Source organism: Candidatus Acidiferrales bacterium (assembly GCA_035515795.1).
Lineage (GTDB): Bacteria > Bacteroidota > Ignavibacteria > Kryptoniales > JAKASW01 > JAKASW01.
Genome location: DATJAY010000030.1, coordinates 69,782 through 87,062, shown reverse-complemented (window position 1 = coordinate 87,062; position 17,281 = coordinate 69,782). Strand labels below are relative to the sequence as shown.

The window sequence follows — 17,281 nt, the reverse complement described above, 5'->3', positions numbered from 1 at the left end:
ATGGTTGCGCGAATGACGATATTTCTTCGCGCGTATATCCGAGCGGCTCAAGGAGAACTTCTATAGATTTCAACGTAAGCTCGGTATATTTATCGACATCGTATCCGTCTTCCGACCGGTAGAGGACGAAGGGCTTTGCCTTTTCAGGGTTTTTCTTTCCCGTCGCGTCGATGATTATATATTCCGCCGTCTCACCCGGTTTCAACGGTACACCCGCTTCCTTCATCGTCTGTGCCACGATGGCCTGCATGCTCCTGTTCTCGTACTCGTCCGCTTCTTTTGAAATCGTGCGGCGAACTACGAGTTCGATCGGCGGAACCCTGCCGCTCTGCAGAACTTCGAGATGTGCCTTCACTATCTCCATGATCGCGGGAAAAAGAGTCTTGAGCTCATCGATCCCCGACGCTTTCGACATTAATTCTATCACTTCGCCCTGCACTTTTCTCACAAAGAGCGGTATGTCCCCGCGTCTTACATCAAGGCCGCGGACCTTTATCTCGCCGTCCGTGTATGCGCCGATATACCTGTTTGCGGTCGGAATCTCCGGACTCGTCCTCGAAGCGGGAAAGAGTATCCATTTATAGATTCCTTCGAGCGAGATATGGATTCCTATCTCCTCGGTGATTACATCGCAGAGCCGTTCGTAATCTTGTTCGGTCGCACTCTCCTTCTTCAAGAACAGACAATCGACTATTCCGTGTATGACCGAGAAGCCCCTGTCCTCTGCAAGCTTCTTCGCGCGAAGTAAATCTCTTCTCGCAAACGCGTTGACCGATTCATGCGCTTCTATCTTGCCGAACCGCGCGTTCTTGTAACCAAGATAACCGAAGGTGGTCACCAACATCCATTTCAATGCGACCTGCCGCTTGTGGTATTCTTTTCTCTTCGATTCGTCCGCCGCACTCTTCTCTCTCTTCTTGTATTCCGCCCGCCTTCTCAAGACTTCACCGATCGTCTCCGGTATTATTCCGCTCCGCTTCTCGCAGATAGTGTAATGAAGCTCCGGCACGGAATCGTTCTCGCAGCAAGTGCAATTTACGGTCTCAGGCGAGACATTATGTATCTGCATTATCGCCGGGAACATCGATGTGAAGTCGAGCTCGGCAACCTGTTCGTGGTAGCCCATGATAGGTAAATAGATGAGCCCGCCCCTGTCCGCAAGAAGGAGCTCCCAGCTCGATTTGAATTTTTCCCATTCCTGCTTCTTCGCGGGAATTAAGATATTGTTCCGGTACGCCCATGAAAGCTGCATAGAGGACAACCCAGTCCCGATCGTCGCGCGTCCCTGTTCCTGCGCGGGTATCTGCGTGATGCGCGACAGTTCGAACAGTCCGTCTAAATCCGACTCGCCGACGATGAACGAGTTCTCCGCATCTATGTGCCATCTTCCTGAGAGCATAAACGCGCCCGACCTGTGCACGATCTGTCCGTACGTCCAGTAGGTCGATTCATTTGTCGTCCTGTACGAAGCGGATTTATCGCGGTTGAGCTCGATCGGGATTTTCGTTTTCTGCGACAGGCCGACGAGCCACGGAAGCAGCATGTCATCGCCGTAGCTGGTGACGATGATATCGGGATCGCTTCGCCGCAGGTGTTCATTTATCCGATAAAGGAGATCCTCTGCAGTATCGGCCAATATTTCGTAAGTCCGGCCGTCGTAAGCGGCTTCTAAATTCAAAATTCCCTGGTATTTCGGCGCGACCTCGGAGTTTATCGGGCGCAGCGTCATTACGCTCAGCGGCGGAAGCACAAAGTCGATGGTATCAGAGCGGTCGAGGAGCCGGACGGATGCCAGCTTGTTGTCATCCTCCAGGAAATATTCTCCAAATGCAAGCGGGAATAGCCTGTTCTCAAAGAGAAACATTTGTACCGGTGTAAGGTCCGAATTGTTGAAAACGTTATAAGAGAATTCCGATTCGAAGACGCGGACTATTTTCTTGAAGTTCAATGTATCCGGGACAAGGATTTCGAGAACGGGCAAATCCTTGCCGGAATAGATTTCCTTTTTGTAAACCCATTCTTTGGACACAAGACAGTGCAGCTTCGCCGCCGTTCGCTCGACTTTGGCTCGATCGTTCCTCTTGACGTGCATGTAAAACTTCGGAATGAAGGGAGTGTAGGCTTGCGTTTTCTTACCCGCCTCATCGATCAGCCAGAGCGTAATTCCCCTTCCGGAAGGATAAAGATCAAACAACCATCCGCGTATTGTCTGCATCTTTGCTATCCAGTTCCTGATCTACATGCGTAATCTCCTTAATTGCTCTTTCAAGCGCAACGATCTTCTTATGTTCTTCTAAGAGCATTGCCATGAGAATATTCTCAAACGGGAAAGGGTTCATCGCGTAAGCACAGGCAGCAAGATGAATCTTCGGGGCTTGAAAGAGTTCGTCGAATACATCCTGATCTTCTTTTCTCAGTGCCGCCCTGAATTTTCTCCATCTCGATTCATACTCTTGGGTGAGCAGTGTAAATGTCGGTGCAGTGCGTCCCATGGTGTTTACCTCAGAAGCGGTATCATTCGCTTGTTCCAAACAATATTCGGCGGAGAATCTGAACTAACTTCGTAGATATCGTCCGCCATTGATTTTAACCTGAGCGGGAAATCCTGCCGCTGTTTCTGGCTCGGCGTAAGGTCCTCCGATGCAAGAAGAATGGATATGCCTCTCTTTTTGAACGAGTCGAACTTCTCGCTTATTCTCGCAAGGCTCCTTTCAGCTTCTCTTACTGAAATCTGATCGTCATAAAAAGTATGAAGGAGACCGAGAACTATCAGAACTCTTGCGTTTGATTCATTAAGGAACGGCTCGACTCCGCGCATTATCACTCCATCGGCCTGAAACGCCGTGAAGATCCTCGACACGAATACCCTGTTCAATGCATCGATAGGATTCATGCCGTCTATTCCTGTGAGGCGGGCAAGTCCGTAGGCATCGTATCTGTTCGCGCCGTCAACGACCGCAACGATCGGAAGCCTGCACAGTATCTCTTTAATGATGACGAGCGAAGTATAATAGACTAAAGACGAGCCGTAGAGAAGAACAGTCTTGCCCGGCACAAATTTACCAATAGTGTTCGAGAGCTCGGTCGTCATGGTACGGTTGTCGAGATGTGTTTCAGCAGTGATATTCATTGTCCGAACAAATTCCCCAAAGGATGGTACAGAGAACAGGCATTTAATTCACCTGTTTCCGTTTATTTTTCTCGTAGTTCTTCACGACGCTTACGACTTTTCCGAGTATTTCGAAATCGTCATCTTTCTTATCGACAACTATAGGCTTGTAGTTTGGGTTCTCAGACTTCAAAACAATTCTTCCGCCTGATCTGCTGAAGCGCTTGACGACCGGACCGCCGCCGACACGTGCAATGACTATGGCATTCTCATTTACGAAATCCGTTTTCCGGTAGAACACGATTGAGCCGTTCGTTATACCGGCGTCGACCATGCTATCGCCTTTCACCAGCATTCCCCTATCTCCGGACTTCAGACCAAGCGTTCCCTCAATTGTCAGGTGATCCACAGGCTCTTCATCTGCAACACCCGGTGAACCTGCTTTGACAAAGGCGTAAATCGGGATGCGGTTTTCTTCCTCAACTAATTGAAGTGAACGGGAGCGATCCGGATCCTTCTTTAAGAATCTCTTCCTTACCAACGCATCGATATGATCCTGAACAGTGCCGACCGAGACCCCGAGATATTCTCCGATCTCCCGAAAGGAAGGCGCATATCCGTTCATCTTCATAAAACGCTTAACGAACTCCAACGCCTTCCCTTGTTCTCCTGAGATATTCTCGTTTTTCATGGCCATTTCTCCGTACCCTACAAATGTAGGGTATAAGGAATTTGAAGTCAAGTGATTATTTATCCCATCGGATTACACAACCTAAAGGTGGGGTTCCCGAAGAGCGATTCCCTTTCACGATATGTTTTGCAAATTAGCATCTATTCATTCGCCTTTCCAAAGGCATCATCCTAGTGCTCTCCCTAAAGAAATTACGAGGACAGAGCTGCCAAGATGCTAAATAAATAAGAAAAGACAAAAAAAGATCGATCCAAACTTAAATAAATAAGAAAAATCTGTTTTCCCAGAAAAAGCCACTTGACAAAAAGCCGATAAAGTCTTTATTTATTATTGTTCTTACGAGATTAAAGTTTATCTTTTATTGATTTTGACCATGTTTACCTAACAATATTTAATCAACGAAATGAGCCAAAAAGCAAACCCAACAAAAACCGAAGGAACCTTATGAACAGAAACCGACTGTACATTCTACTTGCCGCCCTTGCACTGATATCAAAATCTTCGCTCGCAGCTGATTCGACGGCGACGAGCCCCATAACCTGGAATGCATTCATCGATGCTTACTACACCAGAAACTTCAACGATCCGTCGAACCACCAAAATGGGCTCAGGAACTTCGACATCTACGAGAATCAAATTACTTTGGGACTTGCGGACTTGACCGTCCAGAAACAGGCGCAACCTGTCGGCTTCAAAGTAGAACTTGGCTTCGGCACGACGAGCGACTGGGTTAACACTGCTTCATCATTCGGGACTCCCAGTCCCTCACTTGCAAACGTGATGCAGGCTTATGGTACGGTTGTTGTCCCCGTTGGCGCCGGACTGACAGTGGACGTTGGAAAGTTTGTAACCCATATGGGAAATGAGGTGATCGTGTCACAAGGCAACTGGAACTACAGCCGGTCGTACCTGTTTACATTTGCCATTCCATATTACCACACAGGTATCCGCTTCACATATCCTGTGTTGAGCAACTTAACTGCAGCACTCCACATCGTAAATGGATGGAATTCCGTCATAGACAATAACAAGTTCCTTTCCATCGGTGCAACCTTGAATTACTCTCCTACTTCAAGTACCGACCTTGTCTTCAACGGCATGTGGGGCCATGAGAACCTCACGCCCACGGGATTTCTCGGCAGTGAAAATGGTGCAAGGGATGTATACGATTTCATCATAACTCAGCAATTGTCCGATGCATTTCAAGTGGCAGTTAATGCAGACTACGGTCAGGCCGGAACTACGCTTGGTCTCGCACTGTGGAAGGGAGTCGCCTTATACGAGCGTTGCGCATTTGCCTCAAAGTCTGCTTTGGCTCTGCGCGAAGAAGTGTATTACGACCCAGAGGGTTATACCACGGCCACAGTCCCGAAGGCTACATTTCAAGAATACACTTTGACATATGAGTATCATCCGTTCGACCCTCTTCTCATACGAATCGAAGGCCGCGATGATTTTGTAAACGGAAAAGCATTCACGAGTGCGCTGGGAATACGATCATCTCAACCGACGCTAACTGTCGGCGTAGTAACATCATTCTAATGAAAGGAATCAGAGTTTAATTAACAAACAATAATATCAACAACAGGAGAAGAAGCTATGGCAGAAACAACAATGAAGAAGACGCTCGGCCTGACGGGCGTGACAGTAAATGCAATGGCGCTGATCGCACCGGGCGCATTTTTGTGGATCACATACCAGGTCCAGGCGTCCAATAACGGCGGTGCAACTGATATGTGGAGCGGAATTTTCGCCGCCCTCATCGTCGCTTTCCTAACTGCGTTCTCATTCTCAGAACTCGCCAAGCGTTATCCCGAAGCCGGAGCCGGTGGATCTTATTACTTCGCCGAGAAGGGATTCCTTGACAGAGAGAAAGCTTCCCATCAACGCTTTGCACGGATTGCTAAGTTCATGACCGGCTGGGCTGCTCACCTGTTTTACTGGGTCTACACGGGAGTGATGGTAGCTATGATGTCGGTTCTAGTCACGTACATCTTCGGCTCTTTCAACATGAACCTTTCAATCCCTCTGCAGATCACAGTCGCAGTTGTTTTTGCAGTCATTGTCGGTTTCATAGCAGTCCGGGGTATAACCGGCTCAACAAATGTAGCGATAGCGATCAACGTCGTTCAGCTGGTCTCGCTGATCGGATTCAGCGCTCTGGCAATTATGTTCCGTGTTACAAATCCGCTCCATGCAACTAATTGGGCATACTCAAGTGGGCCCTCTGTTGTGCTTCCACACAATTTTTCGGCAATGTTATTCCAGTCCACAATTGCCATCCTGATCCTGGTCGGATTTGAGTCGTCGACTTCATTAGCCGGCGAAGCAATCAACCCGAAGAAACATATTCCGCGGGCGGTAATTCTTGCCTTGGTCATACAGGGTCTATTCGCTTACTTGTTTGAATACTTTGCAGCGAACTATGCGATCTGTGAAAAGCTGGTATATGTCGGTTCGGATGGATCCAGGCTCTATGGAATGGATGCCGCCGCTGCATCCGGAGCACCGATAGGCGACCTCACCCGCCTTATCGGCGATGCGATGCTGGGAGGAAACGGATTCATGTTGATGATCGTCGTAGCAATCACGGTTGCGCTTGCAGTCTTGGGCACCACGCTCGCTGCAATGAATACAGGCGTGCGGATCAGCTTCGCCATGGCACAGGACAAGGAAATGCCCGGGCCGCTAGGAGCTTTGCACGGAAGGTTCGCAACTCCTTATATCGGTGTATGGATACTGGTAGCAGTAGCCGCCGTTATCGGCGCTATCGGAGTCTTGAATGTCACGGCTCTTACCGCAATAACGCTGGCTTCCAACATCGGGACGTTCATTCTTTATGGACTCATCTGCATGTTTACATTTGTTACATTTGTCGGCCGCAATGAATTCCATGGGATTAGACACGCGGTAGTTCCCTTCTTGGGTTTACTCGGCAACATCGCAATGCTGGTCGCTGTCGTTTGGATCGGACTCGGCACGCCCGGCGTATCTCAGGATGCGACAAAGATTGCCCTCTATATAACAGGCGGGTGGGGAGTTCTGAGCGTGCTTTATTTAGTATGGAACAGCCGCAGGAGCGGTGTGCACATCATACCTCCTGTTAATGTCATGAACCAACAAATAAATGCGAAGTAGGTAGTTGAAATCTTTAGCATTAGTCGAGGCAAGAGACCATCCGACCGATGGCCTCTTGCCATTTCATTTTGTACAAGGGAGATCAATGACGGCAACTGATGCAGTAGAGATAGAGTCGCACAGTCTTAGTCATGTGGGAAAAGTGCGCCGAGACAACCAGGATGCCGTTCGGCTCTGTGACCCAAACGATAAATTATCGGCAACTTCAGGTCACCTATACGGTATCGCAGACGGCATGGGAGGATATGCCCACGGCGGAGTCGCAAGTTCTCTGGCGCTTCAAACTTTCTTCGAGACTTTCTATGCAGCCAACGGCGTGCCAACCCTGCAAAAGTTCCGCGTGAGCATTCAAAACGCGAACTTAAGTGTATACCAGACTGCCCAAAGAATGGCCGCAGGCCGCATGGGAACCACATTGACCACGGCAAACATAATCGGCAAGAAAATTTATATCGGCCACGTCGGCGACAGCCGTGCGTATCTAGTCCGAGGCAGCAAGGCAACATTATTGACGAATGACCATACCCGAGTAGGCGAGTTAGTTAGAATGCGGGTACTGGCACCGGAAAAGGTCCGTACTCACAGTCAACGTTCCATTTTGGAAAAATGCCTTGGGCTAAATCTCTTTGTTCAACCGGACATTTTCCAAGTTCCCGTGGAAAACGGAGATACTATTATACTCTGCACCGACGGCATCTGGTCCGTAATCGAGGACGAAGAATTTGGTCGATTCTCTAAAGAGTCAAAGAGCGTGGAACGCCTCAGCCAGCGAATCTTCGACTTAGCGATGGAGCGCGAAAGCGACGACAACTTGTCCATAATTGCGCTTCGACTTAATAATCTGGCAACTTATAAGGAAACGGAAGCTGGGAAACGACCATGGTCGCTGCAGAGACTGTTCCGCCTCACCGGCAGATGAACGAACAACGAATCGCCTGACGGTTTTGTCAAAAAAAAAATTCATCTCGACTGTCAAGATTTTTGTCGAGAACTTGACCACGGACAGAACAGATCCGGCATCGAAGAGATTTCCGAGGCTACAAGCAGTTCGAATAAATATCACAAAACCATCAACCACAGGAGAAAACGATGGAGACAATTACAAAAACGAGCAGTACCGAAATCGACAAACTCTTAAAGTTTGTCAAAGACAACGGCATTGAAATCGTCGATTTGAAATTCACAGACATACCTGGACAATGGCAGCATTTTTCAATTCTGCCGAGGGAACTAACTGAAAACTCTTTCGATGAAGGAGTTGGATTTGACGGTTCCAGTATTCGCGGCTTTCAGCACATCCAAGAAAGCGATATGGTGCTGATACCCGATGCAAAAAGATATTTCGTGGATCCATTTGCATTGCATAAGACCGTCAGCATCGTTTGCGACGTAAAGGATCCGGTGACAGGCGAACCTTACCGCCGTGATCCGCGATATGTTGCACATAAGGCCGAAGCTTATCTCAAATCGACAGGCGTAGCCGATGTCGCGTACTTTGGACCTGAGGCGGAATTCTTCATTTTTGATAATGCCAGGTTTGAGCAAACTACGAACAAAGGATTCTACGAGGTAGATTCCGAAGAAGGAGTATGGAACAGTGGACGAAACGACAAGCAAAATCTCGGATACCGTCCAAGGACAAAAGAAGGATATTTTCCCGTAGCTCCCATCGACAGCCTGCAAGACATAAGATCCGAAATGGTCCTGACGATGGAGAAAGTCGGAATAACCGTCGAGGTGCACCACCACGAAGTTGCCACCGCAGGTCAAACAGAAATCGACATGCGCTTCGCTCCGTTGTTGAGCATGGCCGACAATCTGATCACCTACAAATACATTGCGAAGAATGTCGCCACTAAATATGGAAAGACGGTGACATTCATGCCGAAACCTCTCTTCGGCGACAACGGCTCCGGCATGCACGTCCACCAGAGTCTCTGGAAAGGTGGAAAGCCGTTGTTTTATGGAGACGGTTATGCAAACCTGAGCGAGTTGGCGCTGCATTATATCGGCGGGTTATTGAAACACGCTTCTGCTTTATGCGCAATCACGAACCCAACTACAAATTCATACCATCGCCTTGCGCCGGGTTTCGAAGCACCGGTCAATTTAGCGTACAGCCAGCGCAATAGATCGGCCGCAGTTAGAATACCCATGTATTCACAAAACCCTAAGGCGAAACGATTAGAATTCCGCGTTCCCGATCCGTCGACTAATCCTTATCTGGCTTTCCCGGCGCTTCTCATGGCAGGCCTTGACGGGATTATCAACAAAATTGATCCCGGTGATCCGCTCGACAAGGATATTTACGACTTGGATCCGGAAGAGCTTCAAAATGTTCCATCTACTCCCGGCTCGCTCGAAGAATCTCTTAGAGCCCTCGAGCTTGACCATGAATTCTTGCTGCGCGGCGATGTGTTCACGGAGGACCTCATTGGATTGTGGATCGACTACAAGATGACCAACGAAGTCAAACAAGTAGCGCTGCGTCCACATCCACACGAGTTCATGCTTTACTACGACATTTAATATTCAATTCTCGAAGCCATGAGCTGAGGCTGCCTGAACAGCAGCCTCTCTGATGGCAAAGACGAGAGCCCTGGGACGAATGACTGCTGAGAGATAACAAGACGAGTGTGGTCTTCAGCGAGAACTTCCCACTTTTTCAAAATAGAAGGAGAGATTCTCGTTGAAATATGAAGATACCGTTCTCGACCGCCGGAGGAGTGAAGGTTGTTTTTCATAGTAATCTTTATTAGAATTATACGACAAAATTTATGCGGCAAATCTACTGCAACAACGTCGCCAGGGCTAATAGGTGCTATTAATATTCTTTCGATATGAAGTAAAATTATGGGACTTGCAAAAACTATTTTGTCAGGACAATCGATGCTTCAAATAGGCGATCAGTTCGATCACTTCCAAATACGCGCACACGTTGCGAAAGGCGGCATGAGCGACATCTACCGTGCTTACGATTTACTAAGCGGGAAAGAGGTGGTATTAAAAATTCCGGACAGCATGTCGATCGGCGATCCGGCCCAATACGAGCGTTTCCAGCGGGAACTGGAGGTTATGCGGACACTTAACCATCCGGCGATTCAGAAGGGATGCGGATCGGGGACATACAACAACACTCCGTATCTTGTCACTGAGCTAATCGACGGCGAGTCAATGCGCGATCTCATCAAGAATAGAGCACCTCTTTCACTTAATGACTCGGTTGAGCTAATTCGTAAAATAGCCGATGGACTTGCGCACTGCCACGACCATGGCATCATTCATAGAGATCTCAAACCGGAAAATATTCTCATTACTTCGGATGGCCAACCTGTCATACTGGATTTCGGACTCGCCTTAACCAAGGGCGCGCACCGGGTAACTTATGCAAATTTGAGCAGCGCCGCCGGCACTCCTGATTATATGGCACCGGAACAAATCGAAGGTCATCGCGGCGATCAAAGAACAGATATTTATGCACTTGGAATAATGGCGTTTGAATTACTGACCGGTGCTCCACCATACACGGGCGATAATAATCTGGCTGTCATGGCGCAACATCTAAAAGGCGCCATCCCGAGACTTGACAAAGTACAGGCTGGAGTAACACCGCAGCTGGCCGCATTTGTAGCTCGCTGTCTCCAGCGTGAACCGGAAGATCGTTTCCCGGACATGCACGCGTTGCTTGACAGTTTGGATCATCTTGAATCTGTAGATATTTCCGTGCTCGACCGTAATATGAGCAAAAGGTCTCACTTCTGGAATTCGCCGACTTTCATCGCAATTGGCTCGGCTCTACTTTTGCTTACCGCCATTATCGTATTAGCATTCATCCTTCAGGCACTTCATAAATGACCAAAGTCCCAAAAAACTTCACACCGGAGCAACTCCTCCAGCTTGTAAAAGAGCGGGGAGTCAATTTCATCGACCTGCAATTTACCGATGTCGGCGGCGCCGTAAAAAACGTGACCATTCCGACCCGGGAACTCGAAGCAACGCTTAACCACGGAATATGGTTTGATGGTTCTTCGATCGAAGGTTTCGCCCGCATCGCCGAGAGTGACATGTATTTGATTCCTGATACGTCCACGTTTGCAGTATTGCCGTGGCTGAGCGGGGATGAGACCACTGCTCGATTGATTTGCGACGTTTATACTCCCGACAGCCAGCCTTTTCTCGGAGATCCTCGGGCTGTTTTAAAACACGTTCTTGCAGAGGCGGAGAAGATGGGGTTCATATATAATACCGGACCAGAACTGGAATTTTTTGTTCTTAAACCCTCTGCAGACGAAGGAATCATCCCGCCACGACCGCAAGACAGTGCGAGCTACTTTGATCAGCCCATCGATATGATTGCGACGAGCATGTGGAGACAGGTCACGGAGGCTCTTGAAGCATTCGGAATCGAGACTGAGGCGATGCACCACGAAGTCGCAACCGGTCAGCATGAAATAGATTTTCGGTATTCAAACGCACTTAAGACTGCCGATAACGCGGTCACATTCCGTGTGGTAGTGAAAGTCATCGTCGGGCAAAAAGGGCTTTACGCGACTTTCATGCCCAAGCCGATACGCGGAATAAGCGGGAGTGGAATGCATGTTCATCAGAGTCTTACCTACAAAGCAAATGGGACAAATGCATTTTCGGATCCGGGTGATCCGCACGGACTTTCCAAGATTGCTAAACATTTCATTGCCGGTCAGCTAGCCCATGCGCGTGGCATGTGCGCGGTGCTCGCTCCCCTGACAAACTCGTACAAGAGACTGGTTGCAGGATACGAAGCTCCGGTTTATATCAGCTGGGGTCGCATAAATCGTTCGGCTCTCATCCGCATCCCGCGAGCTCACACTCACGAATCGACGAGACTCGAACTTCGCTGCCCCGATCCAAGCTGCAATCCATATTTAGCGTTTGCAGTGATGCTGGCGGCAGGGTTGGATGGAATAAGGCGCGAACTCCCGATACCGGAAGCTACCGAAGAGGATGTTTATCTCATAGCAAACACGAAGCGCGGATCGAAACTGGATGTTCTTCCAGGTTCACTGGAAGAAGCTATCGTCGAGATGGAGAAAGACGCTGTGGTTCGAGATGCGCTCGGCGCTCACACATTCGAGCGGTTTATCAGTGCGAAACGTCTTGAGTGGGAAGACTATCGATTAGAAGTAACCCCCTGGGAATTGGATAAGTACTTGCCGAACTATTGACAACGCCACCGCTATCCGACTTCACTGTTTCACCTCTTCGTCAAGCAACACGTAAACAGGGGACGCGATCGGGTCCATGTTATCCCATTGACTTAGAAGTTTGCACGTGGTCTCAGTCAGGGTAGAATTCTTCCACAATAGATGCTGGCCGTTCCGGGTCACAATATCCTCGAGTAAAACCATTCCGACATTTAACGATTGCACAGGCATTCTGATGTCGCGTCTCTTCCTGGGATGAGCAGGCTCAAACCCAAGCAAACGGTTTATCAGTTCCCCGTCATATACGTTGCTTTTCTTTTTCATTTCTCCAAGAATTTCAACCCCTTTAGATTCGCCCGCGCTCAGCGCGTCGAGATCAAGCAGTATCTTTAAAATGCGTGAACCAAGAGGAAGATCCTTTCCTTTTATTTTGTTTTCGTTTGGTTCACCCGCACCATCAAACTGCTTTCTCATCAATAAAATTATGTTTGCAACGCTCTCAAACTGCGGGATTGATTTCAGCAACTCGGCCGCCATGAGATGATGGTTCTTCGCTGCAGGAATCTGGTTGAGGACTCCGATACCTTCTTTGTTTATTCTCAGCCGTACAACGGGAGGAAGAAGTACTAATCCGAGATTAAACAACTCAAGAGCACGGCTCACTTCCCATTTCTCTTTCCCGTTGAGATCGGCCATCATCTTGAGAATAGCCTGGCCGAGTCTATTCACGCGTACGTTCTGGGCAGCCGCCTCATCACCTATCGAACCGCTGACGTCACTCAGAAGCTTGACGACTCCTGCAACTGTGCCATCAAGCAGGAGTTGTAGTGTCTCATTCTTTAGTTTCAACTCATTGAGGAGAAACCGGCGTTCCATGGCAATGTTGTAACGCGATACGAGATCGGCAACGATCAAACGGACCTGACTATCGTCCCATGGCTTTGAAATATATTGAATAATCCCGCCTACGTTGACGGCACCCTTTATGGCTTCCATGTCTGCGTAGCCGGTCACCAGCACCCGCATAGTGTCGGGAGAGGTTCTCACGACTTCGCGCAAGACCGCAACACCGTCCTTGCCAGGCATTCTTTGATCGGAGAGAACAACGGCGAAGGGACCATTCGCCTTAAGAAACTCTTCAATTACCGTAGAGTCATTAAGGATATAAACCTCAACTTTCTGGTTGCGCATCAGTGATTTAAATGCGAACGAAAGATTCTCCTCGTCCTCCACATAAAGGACCTTCCGGTTTTCTACAAACTCCGCCATTTCTATTCTCCTGTATTCATAATCGCATTATTTTCCCTTAGACCTAGTTTATGCCGCCACTCCGGCACTATCTCGACCAGTGATTCATCGTACGAATAGCCCTCGGTGGTTCCATCTAAAAGCATCGCGAGCTGAATGATTCTTACATAGGCAGTTTCCGCGGTCTGTGAATGATGTGCTCTCACCGTGTCGACAATTTCCGACGGGAAATTCCAATTATCAAGGATCGCCGCGCCTACTCGCTCATGGGTAACATCTGCGAAAACCTTGCTCTCTGCTTCTCCTGCAGTCATGTTGAGTAGATCGATTGTTTTCAAAAATACGTCGTACATTTCAGGTTTCAAACATATCCTCGCAAAGAGTCCTATATCCTGCAGAAGCGAAGAAACATAAGCTGCGTATTTGTTTTCAATCTCCTGTGACCTTAAAGCAATTTCCTTCGCTATCATGGCACGACGAACTGCAGCTATGCTCATCTCCTCCACCAGGCCGGCATATCTTTCGGCGACTCTCGACGAATACGAATGGAATGCTTCGAGCGCGGTAACTACCGAAGCTACGTATTCCAACCCAATGAAGAGAACGGCATCCCTTATGCTCGTAACTCTTTTTCGAATTCCAAGATGGACTGAGTTTGCAATGCGAAGGAGTTTCGCCACGAGCGCAGGATTGATTTCTATTTCCTCGACAATCTTAGATAGTGGAGCATTCATGCTGCCGAGCATCTGGTTCAATCTCTCCTGAAACCGGGGCGGCGATGGAACATCTCCGAACTCATGCAAAATGCCTTTGTGATCCCATAGGGACGAACGCGCCTTCGACTCCACACACTTTGAGATCAGCTGGGTGAATTCGGAGTCTTCCCACGGCTTATATACGAAGTGGTTTATCAACCCGTTTGACAGTGCCAACAGCACAATCGATTTATCCTCATATCCGCTCATCAGAATCCGCCTCGCGGATGGTGATATCTTCGCTGCCTCTTTCATGAACTCCAGCCCGTAGCGGTCATTCATTCGCAAGTCCGAGATAACGATATCCGCCTCTTCGACTTTCAGCTGTTGCAGCGCGGCATTCATGGATGTGAAGAATCGGAGTCTATATGGAAATTTGCGAAACAGGCTTTTTATTGAAGCAAGTATGGCTTCTTCATCGTCAAGAACAAGTATGCTAAATGGTTTTGCGTAGTTGTCAGATCCCATTTGCGTTTTCCTGATTCATAACTTCCCTTCAATAGGCAATGTAACGATCATTTTTGTTCCCTTTCCGACTTCACTCTCCACATTTATTTCACCTCCATGTTTCTCCATTATTGTTGCAGACACCCACAAGCCGAGGCCGGTTCCTTTCCCCACAGGTTTAGTGGTGAAAAACGGGTCGAATATCTTGGTAATCAGCTCAGGAGAAATGCCGCTTCCGGTATCTTCTATTTCGACAACGGCGTTCGAGCCGTTAACGCCCGTTCTTATCGTGATCTCTCCTTTTTCTTTGATTGCCTGAGCGGCATTGACAAGAAGGTTGACGAACACTTGCTTCATCTCGCCAATATTGCATGCCACAAGCGGCACGTTTCCATATTTCTTTTCAACCGTCGCTTTATACTTTAGCTCATTCCAAACGATGGACAACGTATCATCCAGTGCAGCGTTCAGATCAGCTTCGGCCATGGTGCTGTCAGAGAGATGGGTGAAACCTCTGAGTTGTTCCACGATCTTCCTGATTCTGTCGGCGCCATCCCGGGTATGTCTCATCAATGCCTCAAAATCTTCAACGAGTGATTCTATGTCAGACTCCGCCTCATCTCTTCGTATTGCATGCACCGTATCCCGATATGCCGGATTGCCCTCTGCGGTTTCACCAAAAGTTCTCCACTTCCTTTCCATCGCGACGAACTCGTGAAAATATTCGTCGAACCTGTTCAAGTTGCTGTTGACAAAAGCCAGCGGGTTATTTATCTCATGGGCGATGCCCGTGACCAGCTGGCCGATCGAAGCAAGTTTTTCAGATTGGATGAGTCCTCTCTGCATCTGCTTCATCTCTTCAATTATACTTTCGAGTTCAGAGTTTCTCTTCTTCAACTCCTCCTGAAGAGAGATCCTCTCATTATCCTTGGCCACACGATCCGTTATGTCGCGCATAACAATCAGGATCTCGACTCCTCTATCACTCAATAGGGCGTTGACCGTCGCCTCCTTGATCCTCCAATCTCCGTTCTCTCTGTGAAACCTGAAGGATATTTCCTGGTAGTGATAACTATCCACCGCTTCTCTAAACGTGGATGCAACGGTAGCGGTATCTTCAGGATGCACGTAGGTCAAAAAGTCTTTTCCCACAAAAGCATCAGGCTCTATTCCATCCTGACGATAAGACGGACTGGCGTACAGACAAACATAATCGGAATCGAGAACGGTGATAATATCCACAACGTTCTCGGAAATCAGTCTGAAACGTTTTTCGGACTCACGCAGCCTCTGCTCCGTTATTTTGCTGTTTGTGATGTCGCGGCCGATCCCTACAAGACCGATGATTTGGCCCTTCTCATCGCGCAACGGGAGTTTCGTGGTGCACAGCCACTTCTTGTCGCCGCCATCGTCTATGACATACTCTTCCCGGTCCAATACGGATTTCCCTTTTTGGATCACCGCCATGTCGTCCGCATAGAATCCCTCCGCGAGCTCTTTAGGGAACAACTCGAAATCATTTTTCCCACGAACCTGCTCCTCCGATTCCAAATGCATGTTGTGTATATCCGCCAGGTTAGCCACAATCTTTCGGCATTCCGAGTCTTTCACATAGATTGCATCGGGAATATTGTCGATAAGTGTCCTCAGCAGTATGCGCTCGCGCCGGAGCGTCTCTTCCATCTGCTTTCGGTTATCTATGTCGGAAAGTGAGCCGGCTATCCTTATCGGTTTACCGGGACCATCAAAAACAGCCTGCGCACTTTCCCGCACCCACTTATAAGTACCACTTTTCATCCTGAACCTGTATTCCACTGAATAGGTGGAGATGGCTTTATTCAAGTAGCCGTTCAAAATGTTTTTTACTTTCATGGAGTCGTCAGGATGGATGAATGTTTCGAAGCTCTTCAGGTGGTTTGCAACGTCGTTTCTTTCGTACCCGGTTATCGAAAACCATCTATCAGAATAAAACATTGTATCATTGGAAAGATTCCAATCCCAAATCCCATCACCGGACGCCCACACGACGAGTTGCCAGCGTTCTTCACTCTCACGAAGCGCGGTCTCGATTTTTCTTGGGTAAGTGGTGGAGATGAATACAATCCCGACAAATCCCGGGTGGAGCGGGACCATCCTTACGCGATACCAACCTCCAGGCGCTGTTGTACGCTGCAAGAATATTTCACCATAATCGAGGGTCGTGGATGTCCTCATCGCTTCACCCACCGCCGACAAAAACTTTTCTGCGTCCCCCTCAGTCAGGATGGAAGAAAGCTCAATCGGATGAGAAAGTGGGAACTCCATCCCCACAAGTCCCTCGGCCATTTTGTTTATGTCAGTTATAGAGTAAAGAAATTTTTCTCCGTTTTCTCGGGCCCTGACCACAACTAAACAGACCGGAGCATTTCTGGCAAATTCGCTGAAAAGATCTTTCGGGTTCGTCTTATTCCCCGGTTTTTTTGTGCTTTTAAGTGACTCACTCATAGACAAATTAGGTTCCACGAGCCTTACGGCCCTAATGGTTTTATCGGAATTTATTTAAAATTCTGAAGAAGATGCTTAAAAGCAAAGTCGATCGCTCTGCATCCTCGGTCACCAGCCCAAATGCAGTCTGCGCTCCGTGATCGTTTTTTGCGCGGGAACTCTAACCTCGTCTGCTTTTATGTAATCAAACCTACAGCCGAACGTGTATCCGGCAGTATCGATACCC

13 protein-coding genes are annotated in these 17,281 nt (G+C 48.4%); 6 read left to right on the top strand and 7 right to left on the bottom strand.

Going from position 1 to position 17,281, the window contains the following annotated elements; translation table 11 throughout:
- The 4 genes from VLX91_12715 to lexA all read right to left on the bottom strand — a co-directional run.
- Nucleotides 1-2,215 (bottom strand): DNA polymerase domain-containing protein (locus VLX91_12715; protein ID HUI31068.1); only part of this gene is annotated, 2,215 nt, incomplete at its 3' end.
- On the bottom strand, nt 2,187-2,492 hold the full coding sequence (locus VLX91_12710) for a hypothetical protein (GenBank protein HUI31067.1): 306 nt from the start codon (nt 2,490-2,492) through the stop codon (nt 2,187-2,189). The genes VLX91_12710 and VLX91_12715, both read right to left, overlap by 29 nt.
- Nucleotides 2,493-2,497: 5 nt before the next feature.
- The gene (locus VLX91_12705; GenBank protein HUI31066.1) at nt 2,498-3,130 is read right to left on the bottom strand and encodes a hypothetical protein; all 633 of its coding nucleotides are present in this window, start codon (nt 3,128-3,130) and stop codon (nt 2,498-2,500) included.
- 43 nt (nt 3,131-3,173) lie between these two features.
- Nucleotides 3,174-3,800 (bottom strand): transcriptional repressor LexA, encoded by a 627-nt coding sequence (lexA, locus tag VLX91_12700; protein HUI31065.1) that lies wholly within the window; start codon nt 3,798-3,800, stop codon nt 3,174-3,176.
- 444 nt (nt 3,801-4,244) lie between these two features.
- Here lexA and VLX91_12695 point away from each other — a divergent pair, with 444 nt between their 5' ends.
- The 6 genes from VLX91_12695 to VLX91_12670 all read left to right on the top strand — a co-directional run bounded on the left by VLX91_12695 (nt 4,245) and on the right by VLX91_12670 (nt 12,142).
- Nucleotides 4,245-5,342, top strand: a complete 1,098-nt coding sequence (locus VLX91_12695; GenBank protein HUI31064.1) for a porin — start codon at nt 4,245-4,247, stop codon at nt 5,340-5,342.
- Nucleotides 5,343-5,399: 57 nt separating this feature from the next.
- On the top strand, nt 5,400-6,938 hold the full coding sequence (locus VLX91_12690) for an APC family permease (protein HUI31063.1): 1,539 nt from the start codon (nt 5,400-5,402) through the stop codon (nt 6,936-6,938).
- 85 nt (nt 6,939-7,023) lie between these two features.
- Nucleotides 7,024-7,857, top strand: coding sequence for a PP2C family serine/threonine-protein phosphatase (locus VLX91_12685; GenBank protein HUI31062.1), 834 nt, complete (start codon nt 7,024-7,026; stop codon nt 7,855-7,857).
- Between the two features lie 170 nt (nt 7,858-8,027).
- A complete protein-coding gene (gene glnA, locus VLX91_12680; GenBank protein HUI31061.1) occupies nt 8,028-9,467 on the top strand; it encodes a type I glutamate--ammonia ligase in 1,440 nt (479 codons plus the stop codon).
- A gap of 324 nt (nt 9,468-9,791) precedes the next feature.
- A complete protein-coding gene (locus tag VLX91_12675; protein HUI31060.1) occupies nt 9,792-10,793 on the top strand; it encodes a serine/threonine-protein kinase in 1,002 nt (333 codons plus the stop codon).
- Nucleotides 10,790-12,142 carry a glutamine synthetase family protein gene (locus tag VLX91_12670; GenBank protein ID HUI31059.1) on the top strand — a complete coding sequence of 451 codons (1,353 nt, stop codon included), beginning with the start codon at nt 10,790-10,792 and terminating at the stop codon, nt 12,140-12,142. Before VLX91_12675 ends, VLX91_12670 begins: the two co-directional genes overlap by 4 nt.
- A 21-nt stretch (nt 12,143-12,163) precedes the next feature.
- On the opposite strand, the gene VLX91_12665 is transcribed toward VLX91_12670, so the two are convergent.
- From VLX91_12665 to VLX91_12655, 3 genes are read right to left on the bottom strand one after another with little or no spacing between them, the layout of a single operon-like run.
- The gene (locus VLX91_12665) at nt 12,164-13,390 is read right to left on the bottom strand and encodes an HD domain-containing phosphohydrolase (protein ID HUI31058.1); all 1,227 of its coding nucleotides are present in this window, start codon (nt 13,388-13,390) and stop codon (nt 12,164-12,166) included.
- A gap of 2 nt (nt 13,391-13,392) precedes the next feature.
- Nucleotides 13,393-14,592 (bottom strand): HDOD domain-containing protein, encoded by a 1,200-nt coding sequence (locus tag VLX91_12660; protein ID HUI31057.1) that lies wholly within the window; start codon nt 14,590-14,592, stop codon nt 13,393-13,395.
- A gap of 15 nt (nt 14,593-14,607) precedes the next feature.
- Nucleotides 14,608-17,055, bottom strand: coding sequence for a PAS domain S-box protein (locus VLX91_12655; GenBank protein ID HUI31056.1), 2,448 nt, complete (start codon nt 17,053-17,055; stop codon nt 14,608-14,610).
- Nucleotides 17,056-17,281: the final 226 nt, after the last annotated feature.